General features: G+C 69.6%; 16 protein-coding genes. 4 read left to right on the top strand and 12 right to left on the bottom strand.

Features of this window, described 5'->3' with window-relative positions:
* Nucleotides 1-126 precede the first annotated feature (126 nt).
* The 4 genes from ACWGKS_RS17280 to ACWGKS_RS17265 form a co-directional block, all read right to left on the bottom strand.
* On the bottom strand, nt 127-633 hold the full coding sequence (locus ACWGKS_RS17280; protein ID WP_358505649.1) for an FBP domain-containing protein: 507 nt from the start codon (nt 631-633) through the stop codon (nt 127-129).
* Nucleotides 634-847: 214 nt separating this feature from the next.
* Entirely contained in the window at nt 848-1,966 is a 1,119-nt protein-coding gene (locus ACWGKS_RS17275; protein ID WP_358505652.1) for a tetratricopeptide repeat protein, read from the bottom strand.
* Nucleotides 1,967-2,177: 211 nt separating this feature from the next.
* Nucleotides 2,178-3,440: a ribonuclease D gene (locus ACWGKS_RS17270; protein ID WP_358505654.1), complete on the bottom strand. Its 1,263-nt coding sequence runs from the start codon at nt 3,438-3,440 to the stop codon at nt 2,178-2,180.
* 94 nt (nt 3,441-3,534) lie between these two features.
* On the bottom strand, nt 3,535-4,110 hold the full coding sequence (locus ACWGKS_RS17265; RefSeq protein WP_358505657.1) for a DUF3000 domain-containing protein: 576 nt from the start codon (nt 4,108-4,110) through the stop codon (nt 3,535-3,537).
* 382 nt (nt 4,111-4,492) lie between these two features.
* Here ACWGKS_RS17265 and hemE point away from each other — a divergent pair, with 382 nt between their 5' ends.
* Nucleotides 4,493-5,461 carry a uroporphyrinogen decarboxylase gene (gene hemE, locus ACWGKS_RS17260; RefSeq protein WP_452456076.1) on the top strand — a complete coding sequence of 323 codons (969 nt, stop codon included), beginning with the start codon at nt 4,493-4,495 and terminating at the stop codon, nt 5,459-5,461.
* A 79-nt stretch (nt 5,462-5,540) separates the two neighbouring features.
* Here hemE and ACWGKS_RS17255 read toward each other — a convergent pair whose 3' ends face one another.
* On the bottom strand, nt 5,541-6,668 hold the full coding sequence (locus ACWGKS_RS17255) for a DUF4349 domain-containing protein (RefSeq protein ID WP_358505660.1): 1,128 nt from the start codon (nt 6,666-6,668) through the stop codon (nt 5,541-5,543).
* Between the two features lie 167 nt (nt 6,669-6,835).
* On the opposite strand from ACWGKS_RS17255, the gene hemG reads away from it, so the two are divergent.
* Nucleotides 6,836-8,314: a protoporphyrinogen oxidase gene (gene hemG / locus ACWGKS_RS17250; RefSeq protein WP_358505663.1), complete on the top strand. Its 1,479-nt coding sequence runs from the start codon at nt 6,836-6,838 to the stop codon at nt 8,312-8,314.
* Nucleotides 8,311-9,021 (top strand): hydrogen peroxide-dependent heme synthase, encoded by a 711-nt coding sequence (hemQ, locus tag ACWGKS_RS17245; protein ID WP_358505666.1) that lies wholly within the window; start codon nt 8,311-8,313, stop codon nt 9,019-9,021. The genes hemG and hemQ overlap by 4 nt, the downstream gene beginning before the upstream one ends.
* A gap of 91 nt (nt 9,022-9,112) precedes the next feature.
* On the opposite strand, the gene pssA is transcribed toward hemQ, so the two are convergent.
* The 3 genes from pssA to msrB all read right to left on the bottom strand — a co-directional run bounded on the left by pssA (nt 9,113) and on the right by msrB (nt 11,292).
* Nucleotides 9,113-9,931: a CDP-diacylglycerol--serine O-phosphatidyltransferase gene (pssA, locus tag ACWGKS_RS17240; protein ID WP_358505669.1), complete on the bottom strand. Its 819-nt coding sequence runs from the start codon at nt 9,929-9,931 to the stop codon at nt 9,113-9,115.
* Nucleotides 9,918-10,586 (bottom strand): phosphatidylserine decarboxylase, encoded by a 669-nt coding sequence (locus ACWGKS_RS17235; RefSeq protein ID WP_358505672.1) that lies wholly within the window; start codon nt 10,584-10,586, stop codon nt 9,918-9,920. The genes pssA and ACWGKS_RS17235 overlap by 14 nt, the downstream gene beginning before the upstream one ends.
* Before the next feature lie 259 nt (nt 10,587-10,845).
* Complete coding sequence (gene msrB, locus ACWGKS_RS17230) at nt 10,846-11,292, bottom strand: peptide-methionine (R)-S-oxide reductase MsrB (protein WP_067599785.1); 447 nt, start codon at nt 11,290-11,292, stop codon at nt 10,846-10,848.
* A 202-nt stretch (nt 11,293-11,494) separates the two neighbouring features.
* Between msrB and ACWGKS_RS17225 the strand changes: the two genes are divergently transcribed.
* Nucleotides 11,495-11,932, top strand: a complete 438-nt coding sequence (locus tag ACWGKS_RS17225; RefSeq protein WP_358505675.1) for a hypothetical protein — start codon at nt 11,495-11,497, stop codon at nt 11,930-11,932.
* 126 nt (nt 11,933-12,058) lie between these two features.
* Here the strand turns inward: ACWGKS_RS17225 and ACWGKS_RS17220 are convergent, their stop codons facing one another.
* The 4 genes from ACWGKS_RS17220 to ACWGKS_RS17205 all read right to left on the bottom strand — a co-directional run bounded on the left by ACWGKS_RS17220 (nt 12,059) and on the right by ACWGKS_RS17205 (nt 18,049).
* Nucleotides 12,059-12,847 carry a GntR family transcriptional regulator gene (locus ACWGKS_RS17220; protein ID WP_358505682.1) on the bottom strand — a complete coding sequence of 263 codons (789 nt, stop codon included), beginning with the start codon at nt 12,845-12,847 and terminating at the stop codon, nt 12,059-12,061.
* Nucleotides 12,848-13,015: 168 nt separating this feature from the next.
* A complete protein-coding gene (locus ACWGKS_RS17215; protein ID WP_358505685.1) occupies nt 13,016-13,816 on the bottom strand; it encodes a dihydrofolate reductase family protein in 801 nt (266 codons plus the stop codon).
* A gap of 253 nt (nt 13,817-14,069) precedes the next feature.
* Nucleotides 14,070-16,226 carry a glycogen debranching protein GlgX gene (glgX, locus tag ACWGKS_RS17210; RefSeq protein ID WP_358505688.1) on the bottom strand — a complete coding sequence of 719 codons (2,157 nt, stop codon included), beginning with the start codon at nt 16,224-16,226 and terminating at the stop codon, nt 14,070-14,072.
* 191 nt (nt 16,227-16,417) lie between these two features.
* Nucleotides 16,418-18,049: an acyl-CoA dehydrogenase family protein gene (locus tag ACWGKS_RS17205; protein ID WP_452456001.1), complete on the bottom strand. Its 1,632-nt coding sequence runs from the start codon at nt 18,047-18,049 to the stop codon at nt 16,418-16,420.
* Nucleotides 18,050-18,052: the final 3 nt, after the last annotated feature.

Raw genomic sequence — 18,052 nt, 5'->3', positions numbered from 1 at the left:
ACAAATAGTGCGAGCGGCGGGGCCGGTCATGTCGGAAGTATGGAAGGAACCCGACCTTCGGTGATCGTGGCCGATTCGGTCGCCACGATCAGACGATCCGCCGAGGGTGGGCGAGCCCGCCTGAACTCAGCCCCGGCCGTCGAGGAATCGGGTCACGAAGCGATCGATGTTGAGGCGCAGGCGCTGGATCCGTTCCTCCCGACCGATCGTCTCCGCCGGCTGGATCAACGAGGATTCCCGCTTGCCCCGCGCGTACAGCGGGCAGGCCAGGTCGGAGCACACGTACAGGCCCACGGTGTCGCCCTGTCGGCCGGCCTTGCCGGGTTTGGGGGCGCTGAACAGGCGCACGCCACCGGCGGGGTGCACCGTCACACAGAACGAGCACGTCATCGACTTGAAGAAGTCGGTCTTGGGGCCGCCGTTGGGCAGGCGCAGGGCGACCCCGATCGGTTGCTCGCCGGAGTCGATCACCAGGTAGGCGCGGCCCGGCGCCTTGGGGTCGACCCACCCCAGGAAGTCCATGTCCTCCCAATCCAGAAGGGGCATGGTCGAGGGATAGGTCATCCGCTTGGTCTCGCCCTTGGGGCAGTTGACGAACGAGGAGCGGATCTCCGCGTCACTGAGTTCGAGCATGGCACTCTCCGATCGTTCGGTGTGGTCGATGGGGCCCGACGTGGTCGACGCGGTGAGATGGCGCCGACGAGGAGCCGACCAACGGATACTGCCGGCCGGGCCCCGGGTACGCGAGTGGTTTTCGCACGTGGCGGCCCATGTCCGATGCGTCGTACCGAGGACGACGAGGGCCGGGGACCACGAAGGGTCCCCGGCCCGGTGCCGTTCTCGGTGTTCAGAGCAGGGCGTCGGCCTCGCGGTGGCGCCCCGCCGCGTTGTAGGCCCCCGCCAGGTCGCGGCGCAGACGCACCGTCAACCGGCGCACCTCCGGGTCACCGGAGGAGTTGAGCGCCACCCGGTAGGCCTCGCGCAGCACCTCGACGGCCTCGTCGGGGCGACCCGCCTGGGTGTGGGAGCGGCCCAGTCGGTGGTGCACGGCCAGGGTGTCCAGGTGGCCCTTGCCGAGTCGGCGCCTACGGGCGGCCAGCACCATGCGCAGCTGGGAGATGGCCTCCTCATAGCGGCCGGACATGCTCTGCGCGGCGCTCAGACCCAGACGCAGTTCCTCGCGGCGCTTGGTGGAGGCGACGTCCTCGATGGCCCGCTCGTAGTGGGCCACCGAGGCGTCCAACCGACCACTACGTCGGTAGCACACGGCCAGACGCATGCGCGCCTCCACCGTGTCCTCGTCGGCCGGACCGAACTGACCCTCACGCTGGCAGAGCAGGGTCTCCCACTGACCGGCGGCGTCGGCCGGACGCCCCGCGTCCTCGTACGCCCAGGCCAGGTTCTCCCGGATGATCTCGGTGCGGGGGTGCTCCTCGTCGTAGACCGAGACGGCTTCGGCCAACGCCAGCTCGAACTGCTGCACGGCGGCCTGGCGCCGACCCATCTGCGCGTACTTGGTCGCGAGGTTGTTGCGGGCGGTGATGGTGTCGGGGTGCTCGGTGCCGAGTCGCTCCACCAGGGACTGAAGGGTGCGCTCCAGGACGACGGCGCGCTTGCCGGCGGTGGGCACGATCGCGCCGGAGCCCGAGCCCTTCACCGAGGTCGCCCTCGTGGAAGTGTCGATCCGCTCCGTGGCGGTCGTCTTCACGGAGGTCGTTCCCGTCTCGGAGCCGGCCGACCCTTCGGCCCGCTCGGGCACCGCGGTGGCCAGGGCCTTGGCGGGCTCCTCGGGGGCCGACAGCGAAACCTGTTCCGGCACCGTGGTCGCACTGGCCTCGGAGGCCGTCGCATGTTCCTCGGGATGCTCCGTGCGGTCCGTGGAGGTGGGCTGGACGGCCTGGGTCGACTCGACCTCGGCAGAACGCGTCAAGCCGGCCCTGTGCAGCAACACACGCCAGAACGACAAGCGGACTCACCACATTTCCCTGATCACGAACCGGGGCCTTGTGGGTCCACGGTCCGATACACACCCAACGAATAGATCACGATCCCCTGACGATCAGGGGCACGCTTCTATAACTTAATCGGACACCGGGCTACGGAACAGGCATGAACCGCCCCTGAGGGGTGGTGACTTCCATCACGTTAGGGTTCGATGCGGCGCAATGGGGTAATTGCTACGCCTTGTCCGCCTCGCGTAGAGCGTCGGCCAGGGCCTCCGAGGTCAGCCCGACCTGCCAGCCACGGGCCCCGCGCGAGCGCAGGAACTCACCCACCGAATCCGGGTCCACGGCCTTGGGGGGTGCCCACGCCAACCTTCTGACGCTGTCCGGCAACAGAAGGTTCTCCGTGGGCATCACGACCTCCTCAGCGATCCTCGTCACCGTGGAACGGGCCGCGTCGAGCCGCCGGGCGGCCTCGGGCGCGCGGTCGGCCCATCGGTTCACCGGGGGCGGTCCGTCGCCGGGGGCGTTGGGGCGAGGAAGGTCGGTCTGGGCCATGTCCCGGGTCCGGTTGATCGCCTTGATCCAGGTGTTCAGGTAGCGCTTGGCCAGCTTGATGCCGAACTGGCGGATCCTGGTCAGTTCCGGGACGGTGCGCGGCATGGCCGTGGCCGCCTCCACGATCGCCGCGTCGGGCAGCACCCGACCGGGGGAGGTGTCGCGCTCCTGGGCGATGCGGTCGCGCTCGTACCAGAGCTCGCGCACCGCGGCCAGGGAACGCTGGTTGCGGACCTTGTGGATGCCGGAGGTGCGCCGCCAGGGGTCGGTGCGCGGCTCCTTGGGAGGTGCGGCCAGGACCGAGGCGAACTCCTCCTGAGCCCACCCCAGCTTCCCGCTCTCCTCCAGCTCTCGCTCCAGGTTGTCCCGAAGCTCGATGAGGATCTCCACGTCCAGCGCCGCGTAGCGCAGCCAGTCCTCGGGCAGTGGCCGTTGCGACCAGTCCACCGCGGAGTGTTCCTTGGCCAGCCGCAGGTCCAACAGTCGTTCCACCATGAAGCCCAGACCGACCCGCTGGTAGCCGAGCAACCGCCCGGCCAGTTCGGTGTCGAACAACCGGGAGGGGCGCAGGTTCACCTCGGTCAGGCAGGGCAGGTCCTGGTGCGCCGCGTGCAGCACCACTTCGGCCCCGCCCATCGCGTCGTTGACCTCGCTCAGGTCGGGGCAGGCGATCGGATCGATCAGGGCCGAACCGGAACCCTCACGGCGCAATTGGACCAGATAGGCGCGCTGGCCGTACCGGTAGCCGGAGGCGCGCTCGGCGTCCACCGCGACGGGGCCGGAGCCGGCGCCGAGTGCCGCGACCACACCCGCGAGGGCGTCGGGATCCGCCGTGACCTCGGGAAGGCCCTCGCGTGGTTCCCGTAGCAGAGGCGCCCTCTCCGATTCGTCGTTGTCGGTTTCGCGGGATTCTGTCTTGGAGTTCAACGCGTTCGCCACACCACTACGGTATGCGCTGTGGCCACCGAACGCGGATATGGGCCGCCCCGTGGCGACCGTGGAACGGCGCCCGGGGCATCTTCCGAAGAGCTCGTCAGGGGCGTGAGCGTTGGCGGGCGATGTCGGTGACGTCCAGGGGCGGTAGGCCGGAGGCCGAGGCCAGCAGGGCCAACCACGCGTTCACGTGCGGCGCCAGATCGTCCGACTCCGGCGTCCATGAGGCACGCATCTCGACCTCGGTGTTCGCGCCCTCGTGCGCCTTGGTGCCGAAACCCTCCGTGGTGGCCCGGGTGACCGTCCCGCTCAACGTGTGATGGGTGGCCTCGTTGACCTCCAGGGCGTCGGTGAGCCAACTCCAGGCCACCGGGCCTAGCAGGGGATCGGTGGCGATCTCCGACTCCAGTTCCGAGTTGGCCTGGCACACGACCCGGAAGGGCCCGGGCCAGTCACGGGTGTTCTCGGGGTCGTACAGGACGATCAGTCGTCCCCAGGCGATCTCCTCGTCCTGGACGGTGACCTCGGCCGAGACGGCGGCGGAGTGCGGCGCCAACCGTTGGGGCGGGGGGATCTCCCGGACGGCGATCTCGGGGCGCAGCAGAGGGGACCGCAGGGCCTCGACCGCTCGCCGGAACGTGTCTTGTGCGTTCTCGGCGCTACCGACATCGGGCATGGTGGAAACGTCAGCCTTCATATTGTGGTGATCACGTCCTGGCGGGGGTCGTCGGGACGTGTCCCGCCGATGGTGTGATGGTGGGCACTGGTCGACGGTGGCACGAGTCACCGGTGGCGGGTCGCAGATCCCCCGGCGTGTCGGGGTTTTGTGATGATCTTGGGACCGCGAAACCGTCAACCGCGCAGGTTCGCGACCGAATCCCCCTCGGGTTCGACCCGCTTCCCGGTCACGTCCCCGCCGGCCGGGGCCGACCCGTGTCCGCTCGCACCCGGTGATCCGAGTGGGACCTTCGCGAAGGGCATGGCACGATCAAGGTGTGACGCCTCAAGACTCTCCATTCATCCGTGCCTGCCGGCGCCTTCCCGTGAGCCACACCCCGGTGTGGTACATGCGCCAGGCCGGGCGCTCCCTGCCCGAGTACCTCCAGGTCCGCGCCGACGTGCCGATGCTGGAGGCGTGTACGCGCCCCGACATGGTCACCGAGATCACCATGCAGCCCGTACGCCGCTACGACGTCGACGCCGCGATCTTCTTCAGCGACATCGTCGTCCCGCTCAAGGCCATCGGTATCGACCTCGACATCAAGCCCGGGGTCGGCCCCGTGGTCCAGGACCCGATCCGTGGCGCCGGCGACATCAAGCGGCTGCGCGACATCGAGCCCGACGACGTCCACTTCATCACCGAAGCGGTCGGCCAGATCGTCGGCGAGCTCGGCGACAAACCGCTCATCGGGTTCGCGGGCGCGCCGTTCACGCTCGCCTCCTACCTGATCGAGGGTGGGCCCTCCAAGAACCACGAGCACACCAAGGCGCTCATGTACGGCGAGCCGGAGCTGTGGGACGAGCTCATGCGCCGTCTGGCCGCCATCTCGCTCGGCTTCCTGCGCACACAGATCGAGGCGGGGGCCTCCGCGGTCCAGCTGTTCGACTCCTGGGTCGGCGCGCTGAGCGCCGAGGACTATCGGGCCTCGGTGCTGCCCTACACCTCCTGGATCTTCGGTCAGCTCAGCGAGTACGAGGTGCCGCGCATCCACTTCGGTGTGGGCACCGGCGAACTCCTCGGCCTGCTCGGTGAGGCCGGCGCCGACGTGGTGGGCGTCGACTGGCGGGTGCCGCTGGACAAGGCCGCCCAGCGGGTCCAGCCGGGCATCGCCCTGCAGGGCAACCTGGACCCGGCGACCTTGTTCGCCCCCTGGGAGGTCGTCGCCGACCGTACGCGCGACATCCTCTCTCGCGGACGCGCCGCCGAGGGCCACATCTTCAACCTGGGTCACGGCGTGCTGCCGACCACCGACCCGACCATGCTGGAGCGCCTCACCGCGTTCGTGCACGAAGAGACCGCGGTCTAGTGCCGCGTCAGCCGAGGTTCCGCCGACGCCCGGCCCCGTGATGGGAGCCGGGCGTCGGCGTGTGCGGGGTGGGTCGGGGTCAGGAGCCCGACCTGCCCTCGGAACCCTCGTCACCGGATCCCGAGGCGTCGTCGGCCCGCTCCGCGTCCTCGGGGTCGGTCTCACCTGGGGACTCGACCGTCGAGGTCGTCCCGGTGGGCGTGGCCGCCATGGCCGGGCGTCGGCGAGGACGCACCCGCCCGAACCGGCCCCCGGCCCGGCCCCGCGGCTTCGGGTTCTCCTGCCGACGACGTCGCAGGCGCCACAGCGGCCAGGCGCCGATCACCACGGCGACCAGGGCGAACGGCAGCAACCAACCCACCATCACGGCCAGGCCCTCGCCCAGCGAGAGCAGCGCTCGCCAGCCGCGCTCCAGCCCGCCCAGGAAGCCGATCGACTCGTCACCGGAGCGTTCCTCCAGATAGGTGGAAGGCGGACGTAGCGACAGGTGCACCGTCGAGTACGAGGTCTGGTTCTGCAACGACTCCAACCGGGCCTGGAAGGACTCCAGGTCCGCCTGCCGGTCCTGGATCTCCCGCTCCACCCGGAGCAGGTCGTCGACGTTCTCGGCCTCCTCCAGGTAGCCGCGCAGTGACTCCAGCGCGGTCTCGGAGGACTCGATGCGGCTCTCGACGTCGGCGATCTCCTCGGTGACGTCCTCCACCGACCGTTCGATGTCGGAGCGGTCGCCGAGTTCGGCCAGGTCGGTCAACGCCCCCTCGTACTCCCCGGTGGGGATGCGCAGGGTCAGTGAACCCTCGGGGGTGCCGTCGGCGGGCGTGGACAGCTCTTCGGAGGCGACGTAGCCGTCCAACCCCCGGGTCAGCTCCTTGGCGTCCTGGGAGGCCTCGGCCACGTCCTGTACCCGCACGGTCATGTGCGCGGTGTGGATGAGTTGTCGGTCGTCGATCTCCACGTCGGAGCCGACCGTGTCGGCGGACTCGGCCTCCTCACCGCCTCGCTCGCCCCCCTCGGCTCCTTCGGGGGCCTCGGCGTCGGCGTTCTCGGGTGCGGTGAGGTCCCGGGACCCGGGCGCCGAACCTCCGGAGGACTCGAAGTCCGCCTGTTCCGAGGTGGCGCCGCAGGAGGTCATTAACAGCGCACCCAGGACGGCGGAGGTCATGACCGTGGCGACGCGCCCCGCACGCGCGGGCGTTGAAGTGTCCATGCCCGTTCGACGGGGCGGGACCCGGACGCGTTCTATCCTTCCGGTAACGGCAGGACAACGGGTCGGACGCCCCACGGTCACGGGTCGTCGGGGCACGTCCGAGCGCCCGAGGTCCCGTAGGGGCGAGGCGAGGCGCTGTGACACACGGCATCTGGAAGGCTGGAGGCATGGCTGAAGCACCGCATGTCGTCGTGGTCGGGGGCGGGGTCTCCGGACTGACCGCCGCGTACCGTCTCAACGCCCGGGGGATCACCACCACCGTGCTGGAGGCCGCGGATGTGCCGGGAGGCAAGCTGCGCGCCTCACCGGTGGCCGGGGTGTCCGTCGACGCCGGCGCCGAGGCGGTGCTCGCCCGCAGACCCGAGGCGGTGGAACTGTTCCGCGAACTCGGACTGGACGATCGGATCGTCCACCCGGGACCCGGATCGGCCGCCGTCTACAGCCGTGGGCGCGTCCGCTCCCTGCCCAAGGGCCAGCTCATGGGCGTGCCGGGTGATCTTCGTGCCCTGGCCCGCAGCGGGGTGCTGTCCCCGGCCGGGACCGCGCGGGCCGCGCTGGACCTGGTCTGGCCGAGCACCCCGGTGCGTTCGGACGTGCCGGTGGCGACCTACGTGGGCACCCGGATGGGGCGTCAGGTGGTGGAAAGACTGGTCGAACCCCTGCTCGGCGGTGTGTACGCGGGACGGGCCGAGGAACTCTCCCTCGATTCCACCCTGCCGCAGATCGCCCCGATGGCCCGATCGGACCGTTCGCTGATGCGCGCGGTGCACCGCAGTCTCCAGGGGCGGGGTACGGCGCCCACCAAGGCCGGCCCGGTCTTCGCCTCCCTGCGCGGCGGGGTCGCCTCGGTCGTGGACGCCCTGGCCGCCCGACAGAAGGACCTGCGCACCGGCACCCGGGCCCAGGCCCTCAAGCGCACCCCGCGGGGCTGGAGCGTGCGACTGGAAGGCGCCCAGGGGGTCGAGGAGCTCGCCTGTGACGCGGTGCTGCTGGCCTGCCCCGCCGCCGAGGCGTCCCGACTCCTCACCGACACCGCGCCCACCGCCGCCCGCGAGCTGCGTGGCGTCGACTACGCGAGCATGGCCCTGGTGACCTTCGCCCTGCCCGCCTCCGCCTTCCCCGAGCCCCTTACCGGCACCGGCTTCCTGGTTCCCGCCGGAGAGGGGACGACCATCAAGGCCGCGACCTTCTCCAGCAACAAGTGGCCCTGGATCGCCCAGGAGCTGGATAGGGTCGATCCGGGTGCGGACCTGGTCGTTCTGCGGTGCTCCATCGGACGTTTCCGCGAGGCGAACGTCCTGGACCGCTCCGACGAGGAACTGGCCGCCGCCGCCCTCGCCGACCTGACGAAGGTGAGCGGACGGACCGGCGCGCCCGTCGAGACCCGGGTGACCCGCTGGACCGACGGGCTGCCGCAGTACGGGGTCGGCCACGCCGGCCGGGTGGAGCGGATCCGCGCGAACGTGCGGGCCAACGAGGGGCTCGGCGTGTGCGGAGCCGCCTACGGGGGAGTGGGCATCCCCGCTTGTGTCGCCGACGCCGGTCGCGAGGCCGCGCGTCTGGCCGACACGCTCATCGACCACAGCCACACCAGCCCAGGCGCCGAAAGCGCCGAGGGAACGAACGAGCAAGGAGTCAACCCGTGACAGGCCGGCAGAACGAGTCGATCACGCAGGACGGGACCGACCTCAACCAGATCATCCGCTACACCATGTGGTCGGTCTTCAAGGTCGACAGCCTGGAGGGCGTGGACCGCGCCGCCGCCGCGGAGGAGCTCCAGGCGCTCCTCGACAAGGCGGCCGAACAGGACGTCACCACGCGTGGCAGCTATGACGTGCAGGGCTACCGCGCCGACGCCGACATCATGTTCTGGTGGATCGCCGACAGCTCCGACCAGGCGCAGGACATCTACTCCGACTTCCGACGCACCCGGATCGGTCGCGCCTCCACCCCGGTGTGGTCGGTCATGGGCCTGCACCGCCCCGCCGAGTTCAACCGTGGTCACGTGCCGGCCTTCATGGCCGGCGAGGAGCCGCGCGACAACATCTGCGTCTACCCGTTCGTGCGCTCCTACGAGTGGTACCTGCTGCCCGACGAGGAGCGTCGCGCCATGCTCGCCGAGCACGGCCGGATGGCCGCTCCGTACCCGGACGTGCGGGCCAACACGGTCTCCTCGTTCGGCCTCAACGACTACGAGTGGCTGCTCGCGTTCGAGGCCGACGAGATGCACCGCATCGTGGACCTGATGCGCACCCTGCGCGGCGCCAAGGCCCGCCTGCACACCCGTGAGGAGATCCCCTTCTACAGCGGCCGTCGCAAGAGCGCGGCCGAGCTGGTCGCCTCCCTGCCGTAACCGGCCCAGGGCCCGCGTGCGAGGGGAGGGACCCCGCGCTCCGATGGAGCGCGGGGTCCCTCCCCTCGTTCACCGGCCAGAGCGAGGGGACCTACTCGATGGGGGCGGCCTCTCGCCGGGGCGTGATGGCGCTCCGCCGCGTGGCGATCACGTAGAACGGGACGGTGACGATGAAGATCAGCACCATGGCGCTCGCCAGGTAGATGAGCACGTCACCGGCGGGCATGCCGAGTCCCCAGGCGATGATGAGGAGCACACCGCCGGCGAGCATCCCCAGCACCGCGTAGGCCTTGCGGCCCTTGGGCTTGGGGTACTCCATACGGCTCACCATCAGCCAGGCCACCAGCAGCGCCGCGGCCATGCCGACGAGGACCGGCGGGTCCAGTAGGACGATGGTCACCACGGCCATCGCCCCGAACGGGCAGGGCAGACCGGTGAAGTAGTCGGCCCCGGGGGACTGGCAGGAGAAGCGGGCCAGCCGCACGATCACCGCGAGCAGCAGGGCGCTCGCGCCGACCACGGGCCACATGGCCCCCTCGGTGGCGGTGGTGCTCCACACCAGGAAGAAGAACGCCGGCGCGACACCGAAGCTGATCACGTCCGCGAGGTTGTCCAACTCGGCGCCCATGCCACTGCCGCCCCACTTGCGGGCGACGCGGCCGTCGAGCACGTCCAGGAAGGCCGCCACCATCATCAGGCCCACCGCGGTGGCCAACGCCGCCTTGGGCAGCGGGCCGACCGTCCCGGCGGCCATGTGGGCGCTCTGAGCGCCGGCCAGGGCCCACACCGCCAGGAAACCGCACAGGGCGTTGCCCAAGGTCAGGTAGTCGGCGATGCCCAGGCGGAGCCTGGGCGCCTCCTCGGTGACCTCACCGCTATCGGAGGCACCGGTGGTGTCAGCCGGCGTCAAGACGGGTTTCCCCGGCGCGGACCTTCTGGCCGATCTCCACCGCCGGGGCGACCCCGCGCGGAAGGTAGACGTCGACGCGTGACCCGAACCGGATGAGACCGATCCTCTCGCCTTGTTCGACCTTCTGCCCCGCAGCGAGATACGGGATGATACGCCTGACCATCGCGCCGGCGATTTGGACGACCGTGATCTCACCGATCTCGGTTTCAAGGGTCCAGATGACGCGTTCATTACGCTCGCTGTCCTTGTCGAAGGCGGGACGGAATCCCCCGGGGCGGTGCTCGACACCGGTCACGACACCGGCGAGGGGGGCACGGTTGACGTGCACGTTGAGGGGGTTCATGAAGACCGCGACCCGGGTACTTCCGTCGGATCGTGGATCGATGCTCTGGACGACCCCGTCGGCCGCGGACAGCACACGCCCGGTGGCCGGGCCGCGCTCCGGGTCGCGGAAGAACCAGGTCATCCCCGCCGCGAGCGCGATCACGGGTACGGCGGCCAGGGTGCGTGCCCTGGAACCTCGCGCGGCCAGGGCCGCGGCGCCGGCGGCGCCCAACGCCGGTACCAACCAGGGGGCCGATCCCTGGGCCATGCCCATACGAGGTCGGGCCGGTGGCCGGGGGGAGACGGAGGAGGAAGGTGAGTCGTCGGTCATGGGGCGCTTTCGTCACGGGTCGGTCTGTTCGCCGGCACATCGGCCACCGCTTTGAGGAGCGGGCCCCGTACGGGTGGCGGGGCGGTGCGCGGTCACCGGGAGGGGTATCCCCGCCGCGCGCGGTTTCCGTTCGACCAGGGGTCGATCGTCGGTGCGTTGGTGAGATTATCCCCGATCCCACGGGGGTGGGAATCGGTGCAGGTACGGGGACCCGCCGTGGCCATGGCCACGGGATACCCGGCGAACCGAAAAGGTAAGCCTACTCCGTGGGTTCGAGGGAAAGCGCGACGGAGTTGATGCAGTACCTGGCGTCGGTGGGGGTGTCGTAGCCCTCGCCGCGGAAGACGTGACCCAGGTGGGAGCGGCAGGTGGCGCACCGTACCTCGGTGCGGACCATGCCGAGGGAGACGTCGTCGTGCAGGGTCACGGCTTCGGAGTCGGCCGGGTCGAAGAAGCTCGGCCACCCGCAGTGGGAGTCGAACTTCTCGTCCGAGCGGAACAGTTCGGTCCCGCATCCCCGGCAACGGTAGACGCCCGTGGTCTTGGTGTCGACGTAGGCGCCGGTCCAGGGGCGCTCGGTGCCGGCCTCACGGAGTACCGCGTACTCCATGGGGTCCAGGCGCTCGCGCCACTCCTGTTCGGTCGTGGGCAGGTCCTGTGCGGCTCCGTCGTTGGAACGCGGTGCCTGGTCCGATGCGTCAGCCATGGTGATGACGCTACCCGGAATCGGGCCACGATGCAGACCGGAGGCCGAATAGGTCGGAATCGGACGATCGCCCTGGAGGTAGGTAAATCATCCTTAGGGGCTACATGCACCTATCTTCACCCCTTCGCGACGTTCGGTGGTGATCTCGGTGGGTACGGGCTCAGGCAGGGGTCAGTGGTCGAGGTGTACTGAGGCAGGTGGCATGGCTGTTACAGCTCAACAGGCACTCGGAGTCAGTCGGCGACCACTGCGCGTTGGAAGGGTTCGATACGGACTGTGGTGGCTGGACCAGGTGACGACGGGGGCCCGCACGCGAGCCCGAGCCGTCACCGACGGTACGGCCACCGCGGGACGGGAACTGCGCTGGGCCGCCGAGCTCAGTGTCCGCGCCACGCTGGCGGGGATCGACCACGCGCGCCCCGAACCCTGGAGCGACCGAGGGCTGATCTGGCTCTTCGGCGCGATCTCCGTCGCCGCGGTGGCGATGGCGGTCCTCCTGGGAGCGGGAATGGCGCAGTGGGCGATGACCTCGTCCGACGCCATGCTGTTCGCCGCGGCGGGGGCCTTGGCGGTGGGACTGGTGTTCCTACCGCTGGCGTACCTGGTCTTCGCCTCCAGACGACAGCGTCGCCGACGCTAGAGGCACGAGGAAGACGGAAAACCAACGGGTGGAGACGATGATGGAGGGGCCTCGTGGCGAGGCCCCTCCAGCACGTTCGGGGGGCGGCGCCGGGGGTCGGGACGTCGCGGGGGTGCGCGGGGACTGTCAGGCGTCGAAGTCGTACTGGAGCACGTACGCGGAACCGTCCATGGTGATCTCGTTGAACTCCACCGGACGGTGGTCGGCGGTCAGCGCGGTGCGCGCGACCTCCATCACGGGGGTACCGGGGAACAGTTCCAGTTCGACGGTCTCCTCGGGGGTGGGCATGCGGACCCGGATCTCTTCGGTGAAGTGGGCCGGTCCGCTCCCGAGGTCGGTCAATCGGGCGTAGATTCCGCCGGGCCCGCTGTCGTGGGCGTGTAGGCGTCGCGCGGAGTCGGAGGTCTCCTGCCCCTCCCAAGAGCGCGGAGACAAGTGGGACACGGCGCTCTGCACCGGTCTACCGTCCACGAGGTAGCGCCGGGAACGACGTAACACCGTGGACCCCTCCGGTAGGTCGAGGACGCGTAGGACGTGCCCTTGGGGTATCACCTCCTCGATCACGAGGCCCTCCACCTCGTAGCCGCGGGTTTCACTGTCGGTCTGCCAGATGGCCCGCCCGCCGCCCCACAATTCCTTGGACAGACGCCGGGCGCCGTGTCTTCGCAGGGGACGGAACAGACGGACGTAGATGCCCGAGCCGCGGACGGCCACGGCCAGGCCCTCGTTGATCAGTACGGAGAGCGCCTGACGCGCGGTCGCCCTGGCGACCCCGTGACGCTCCATCAGGGTGTTCTCCCCGGGAAGGCGGTCGCCGTCGGCGTACCGTCCGGAGCGGATCCGTGCTCGAAGTTCCTCGGCTATCTCCCGGTAGACCGGAGGTGATCCGTTTGCGGCCGTCGGCACTACGTTCATCCTCTCGCCCAGGGGACCACACCGGTGAGCCCCGTTGATGCGGTGTGTCCGGTCACAACGTTTTCAGTGGATGGCACACCACGGGTATGTCCGGTTGCGGGATGGTTCATGCGTCATTGTGGGGTGACCGAAACACAGCGGTTATGGCGGCCCCTGCGGGGAACCCCCTCAATCCCTCAGGTAACGGGTGAACAGGTTTCCCTGCGCCTCCCACAGGTGGGCCAGCCGCAGCGGGGTGGTCTGTTTCGTGCCCACGCCCGGAACGCCCGGGACCGGTGGCCCTCCCGCCACGATCCGGGGCGACCCCACGCCCAGGAGGTGCGGACTCACCGTCAGGCACAGTTCGTCGAGCAGGTCCGCCGCCACGAACTCCGCCAACAGGTGTGGACCCCCCTCCGTCAACACCCGGTACAGGCCTCTCTCGGACAAGGCGTCGAGGATGTGCCATGGCCGCACGGAGTATTCGTCGACCACCACCAGGTCGGCGTGCTTCGCCACGAACGCTCGCCGGTCGGCGGGGCTGTTCTCGACGGTGAACACCAGGGTGCGGGCGTCGTCGGGAGCCGTGGTGAGCAGTGCGTCGTCGAACTCCAGGGTCCGTGAGACCACGGCGATCCGGGGTGTCGCGGGCCGGCCCTCGCGCAGCTCCGCCCAGACCTCGCGCGGACGCACCGGCCTGTACCCCTCGTGCCGGGCGGTCGAGGCGCCCACCACGATGACGTCGCACAGACCCCGCAGGACCGCCATCACCCTGCGGTCCGGTTCCGAGGACATGTCGCGGCTGCGCCCTGATGGTCCTACGGCACCACCGTCGGCGCTGGCGACCATGTTGGCGCGTACCCAGGGCCGGGTCAGAGCGGTGGGGTAGGTGTAGGCCTCTTCCGGTCGCACGTCCGTGCGCTCGGGGTCGGGGAGGAGTTCGCGGAGCCGTGCGGGCGCGGAGCTTCCCGCGGCGTGAGTGTTCGACATGACCACCAGGCTAGGTTCTATTCCGTCGACCAGGGGGTCACCCTTCGGGCGCCGTCAGGTCCTGATTCTCCGAAAAACCCGGGGAGGTGGCGGGGGAGGCGCCGGGGTGGGGTCGCGAGGAACGAGCCGTCACACCGTGGGCGCCGATGTGTCTCCCCAACCCGTTCCCGACTTCTCGGGGCGCCGGCACACTCCGAGGGCCGGGCCCCTCCCGGCACGCGTGCGGGCGCTGCCGAGAGGGGCCGGCCGTACCTCAGCCGTGGTGGGGCGAGACGCGCCGCAGCAGCATCAGGGCGCGGTCGATCACCCGCACCGGGCAACCCGCGGTAACGAACGGACGCCCTCCCACGTCCGGTTCGGCGGTGTCCAGGACCGTCTCCCACGCCATGCCGTACTCGGTCCCGGGCAGTTTGAACTCCACCGCGTCCGGTCCGCTGTTGAGCAGCAGTACGAACGAGCGGTCCCGGATCGTGCGCCCCCGCGGGTCGGGCTCGGTGATGGCGTCCCCGTTGAGGAACACGCCGAGGGCACGGTCGCCGCTGTTCCAGTCGTTGCCCTCCATGGCAGACCCGTCCCGGCGCAGCCACGAGATGTCGGGCAGCCCGTCCTCGCCGGACCCCTCACCGGGGAGACCGCCCTCCACCGGGCTGCCGCGGAAGAACCTGCGGCGGCGGAACACCGGGTGCTCCCTGCGCAGCCGGGCCAGCTCGCGCACGTAGTCCAGCAGGTCGTTCTCCGGGTACTCCCCGGCCGGCCCCGCGCCCTCCCAGTCGATCCAGGAGATCTCGTTGTCCTGGCAGTAGGCGTTGTTGTTGCCACCCTGGGTGCGTCCCACCTCGTCGCCGTGCGAGAGCATCACCACGCCCTGGGACAGGTACAGGGTGGCGAGGTAGTTGCGGACCTGCCTGCGGCGCAGGGTGAGGATGGCCGGGTCCTCGGTGGGCCCCTCCACCCCGTGGTTCCAGGAACGGTTGTCGTTGGTACCGTCCCGGTTCCCCTCGCCGTTGGCCTCGTTGTGCTTGTGGTCGTAGGAGACCAGGTCGGCCATGGTGAAGCCGTCGTGGCAGGTGATGAAGTTGATCGAGGCCACGGGGCGGCGCCCGTCGTCCTGGTACAGGTCGCTGGACCCGGCCAACCGGGAGGCCAGCTCGCCCTTGACCGGTTCACCCCGCCAGAAGTCGCGCACCGTGTCCCGGTACTTGCCGTTCCACTCGGTCCACAGTGGTGGGAAGTTGCCCACCTGATAGCCGCCAGGGCCCACGTCCCAGGGTTCGGCGATCAGCTTGACCTGGGAGATCACCGGATCCTGTTGGACTATGTCGAAGAACGTGCTCAGCCGGTCGACGTCGTGGAACTCCCGGGCCAGTGCCGAGGCCAGGTCGAAGCGGAACCCGTCCACGTGCATCTCCAGGACCCAGTAGCGCAGCGAGTCCATGATGAGCTGGAGCGAGTGCGGGTACCGCACGTTGAGGCTGTTGCCACAGCCCGTGTAGTCGAGGTAGTAGCGCTGGTCCTCGTCCACCACCCGGTAGTAGCCCAGGTTGTCGATGCCCCGCCAGGAAAGGGTGGGACCCATGTGGTCGCCCTCGGCGGTGTGGTTGTAGACCACGTCGAGCAGTACCTCGATGCCCGCCTCGTGCAGCGACTTCACCATCGCCTTGAACTCCTGGACCTGCTGTCCGCGGGATCCGCGGGCCGCGTACCCGCTGTGCGGGGCCAGGAACGCCAACGTGTTGTAGCCCCAGTAGTTGGTCAGACCGCGCGCCACCATGGCGTGTTCGGGGACGAAGTGGTGCACCGGCATGAGCTCGACCGCGGTCACCCCCAGGGAGGTGAGGTAGTCGATCATCGCCGGGTGTCCCAGCCCCGAGTAGGTGCCTCTCTGGTGTTCGGGGATGCCCGGGTGGCGCATCGTCAGGCCGCGCACGTGGGCCTCGTAGATCACCGTCTGGTGGTACGGGGTGCGCGGACGAGACTCGTTGCCCCAGTCGAAGAACGGGCTGACCACCACGCACTTGGGCACGTAGGGAGCGCTGTCGGCGGTGTTCTTTCGGTCTGGGGAGGCGAAGTGGTAGCTGAACAACGACTCATGCCAGGTGAGCTCGCCGTTGAGCGCCTTGGCGTAGGGGTCGGTGAGCAGTTTGTTCGGGTTGCAGCGCAGGCCCTGTTCGGGTGCGTAGGGTCCATGGACCCGGTATCCGTACTGTTGGCCCGGGCCCACCCCGGGAAGGTACCCGTGCCAGACGAAGCCGTCGTATTCGGTCAGGGGTATGCGTGTTTCCACCCCCTCGTCATCGAACAGGCACAGTTCCACCTGTTCGGCCGCTTCTGAGAAGAGCGAGAAATTGGTGCCGGAACCATCGTAGGTCGCACCGAGCGGATAGGAACTACCTGGCCAGACTTCCACCATAGGCGTCGTCAGTCTCTTGTGTTCGGGGCCCGGAAGGGCGCTTTGGCGTTGCGCCTTCTTCCTTCCGCCAAGGCGGCAAAAGTATGCCGAAACAGACCGACGTTCCTGCGCCGGCCTGTTTCGCGAGTCTTCTTATGGTGATTTGTGTCGGATTTGCGAGGTCGTTCGATAAAATACCGATGGTGAATATTTCACCGACGTGGACGGGCCCTTTCCAGGATCAGGCCGGTGTCCACTCCACGGGGCAGGGTTCCGAACACGTGCCCCCACCCGCCGCCGAGTCGGGAGGCGGTGAACGCCTCGGCCACCGGGGTCGGCGCGTGCCGTAGCAACACCGACGCCTGCAGGGTCAGGGCCATCAGCTCGACCACGGAACGCGCCCGATACTGCATCTCGTCCACGTCGCCCAGGGCCTGCTCCAAACGCTTGAGGGCGGTGTCGTAGTGGTCGTCGGCGCCCGCGGCGGCGCGCAGTTCGGTGAGGAAGGCCTCCACCGACTCCGGAGACCTGGCCATCGCGCGCAGCACGTCCAACGCCGCCACGTTGCCCGAGCCCTCCCAGATGGAGTTGAGGGGCGAGTCCCGGAACAGCCGGGGCATGCCCGACTCCTCCACGTACCCGTTGCCGCCCAGGCACTCCAGCGCCTCGGCGGCGTGCGCGGGCTGGCGCTTGGTGATCCAGAACTTGCCCACGGCCACACCGAGCCGACGGAACGCGGTCTCGCCCTCGTCGCCGCGCACGGAGCGGTCGGCGGCCCCCGCCAGACGCATCATGAGGGCCGTGGCCGCCTCCGATTCCAACGCCAGGTCGGCGAGCACGTTGCGCATCAGCGGTTGGTCGACCAGCCGCTCACCGAACGCGCTGCGCGTCTCGGCGTGGTGCAGCGCCTGCACCAGCGCGGCGCGCATCCCCGAGGCCGAACCGATCACGCAGTCCAGGCGGGTGCCGTTGACCATCTCGATGATGGTGCGCACGCCCCGCCCCGGCTCGCCCACCAGGTGCGCGACCGCGCCGTCGTACTCAAGCTCCGCGGAGGCGTTCGACCGGTTGCCCAGCTTGTCCTTCAACCGTTGGACGAACAACTTGTTACGGGTTCCGTCGGGCAGTACCCGCGGTACCAGGAAACAGGTCAGCCCCTCCGGTGCCTGCGCCAAGGTCAGGAACACGTCGCTCATCGGCGCGGAGGTGAACCACTTGTGCCCGGTGAGCAGGTAATGGCCCTCGGAGGTGGCGACCGCGCGCGTGGTGTTGGCGCGCACGTCCGAACCGCCCTGCTTCTCGGTCATGGACATGCCCGCGATCAGGCCGCTCTTGCCCAGCGGCGGACGCAGCCCGAAATCGTAGGAACGGGCGGTGAGCAGCGGCTCGTACCGGGCGGCCAACTCGGGGGAGTGGCGTAGCGCCGGCACCGCCGCGTAGGTCATCGAGATGGGACACCCGTGCCCGCTCTCGGCCTGGGACCACAGGAAGAACTTGGCGGCGCGGGCCACGTGCGCGCCCGCGCGATCGTCCGCCCACGGTGCGGCGTGCATGCCGTGTTCCACCGCCTGGTCCATCAGGACGTGGTAGGCGGGCTGGTAATCGATCTCGTCCACCCGGTGGCCGTAACGGTCATGGGTGCGCAGCACGGGGGTGTAGGTGTTGGCGGACTCGCCCCAGGCGCGGACGCGCTCCGAACCCGCGGCCGAGCCGACCTCTCGCACTTCGGCCTCGGCCCAGCCCGCGCCCTCGCGGCGCAGACCGTCCAAGAGCGCGGGGTCGTCGGCGGCGTCGTGGTCGCCGAGCGGTGTGGCCTGGTTGAACACCTCGTGTGTGGCGGACATGCC

The organism is Nocardiopsis sp. NPDC055879, from assembly GCF_053615935.1.
The sequence above is the reverse complement of the archived record's forward strand: the minus strand, read 5'-3'. Positions and strand labels throughout refer to the sequence as shown.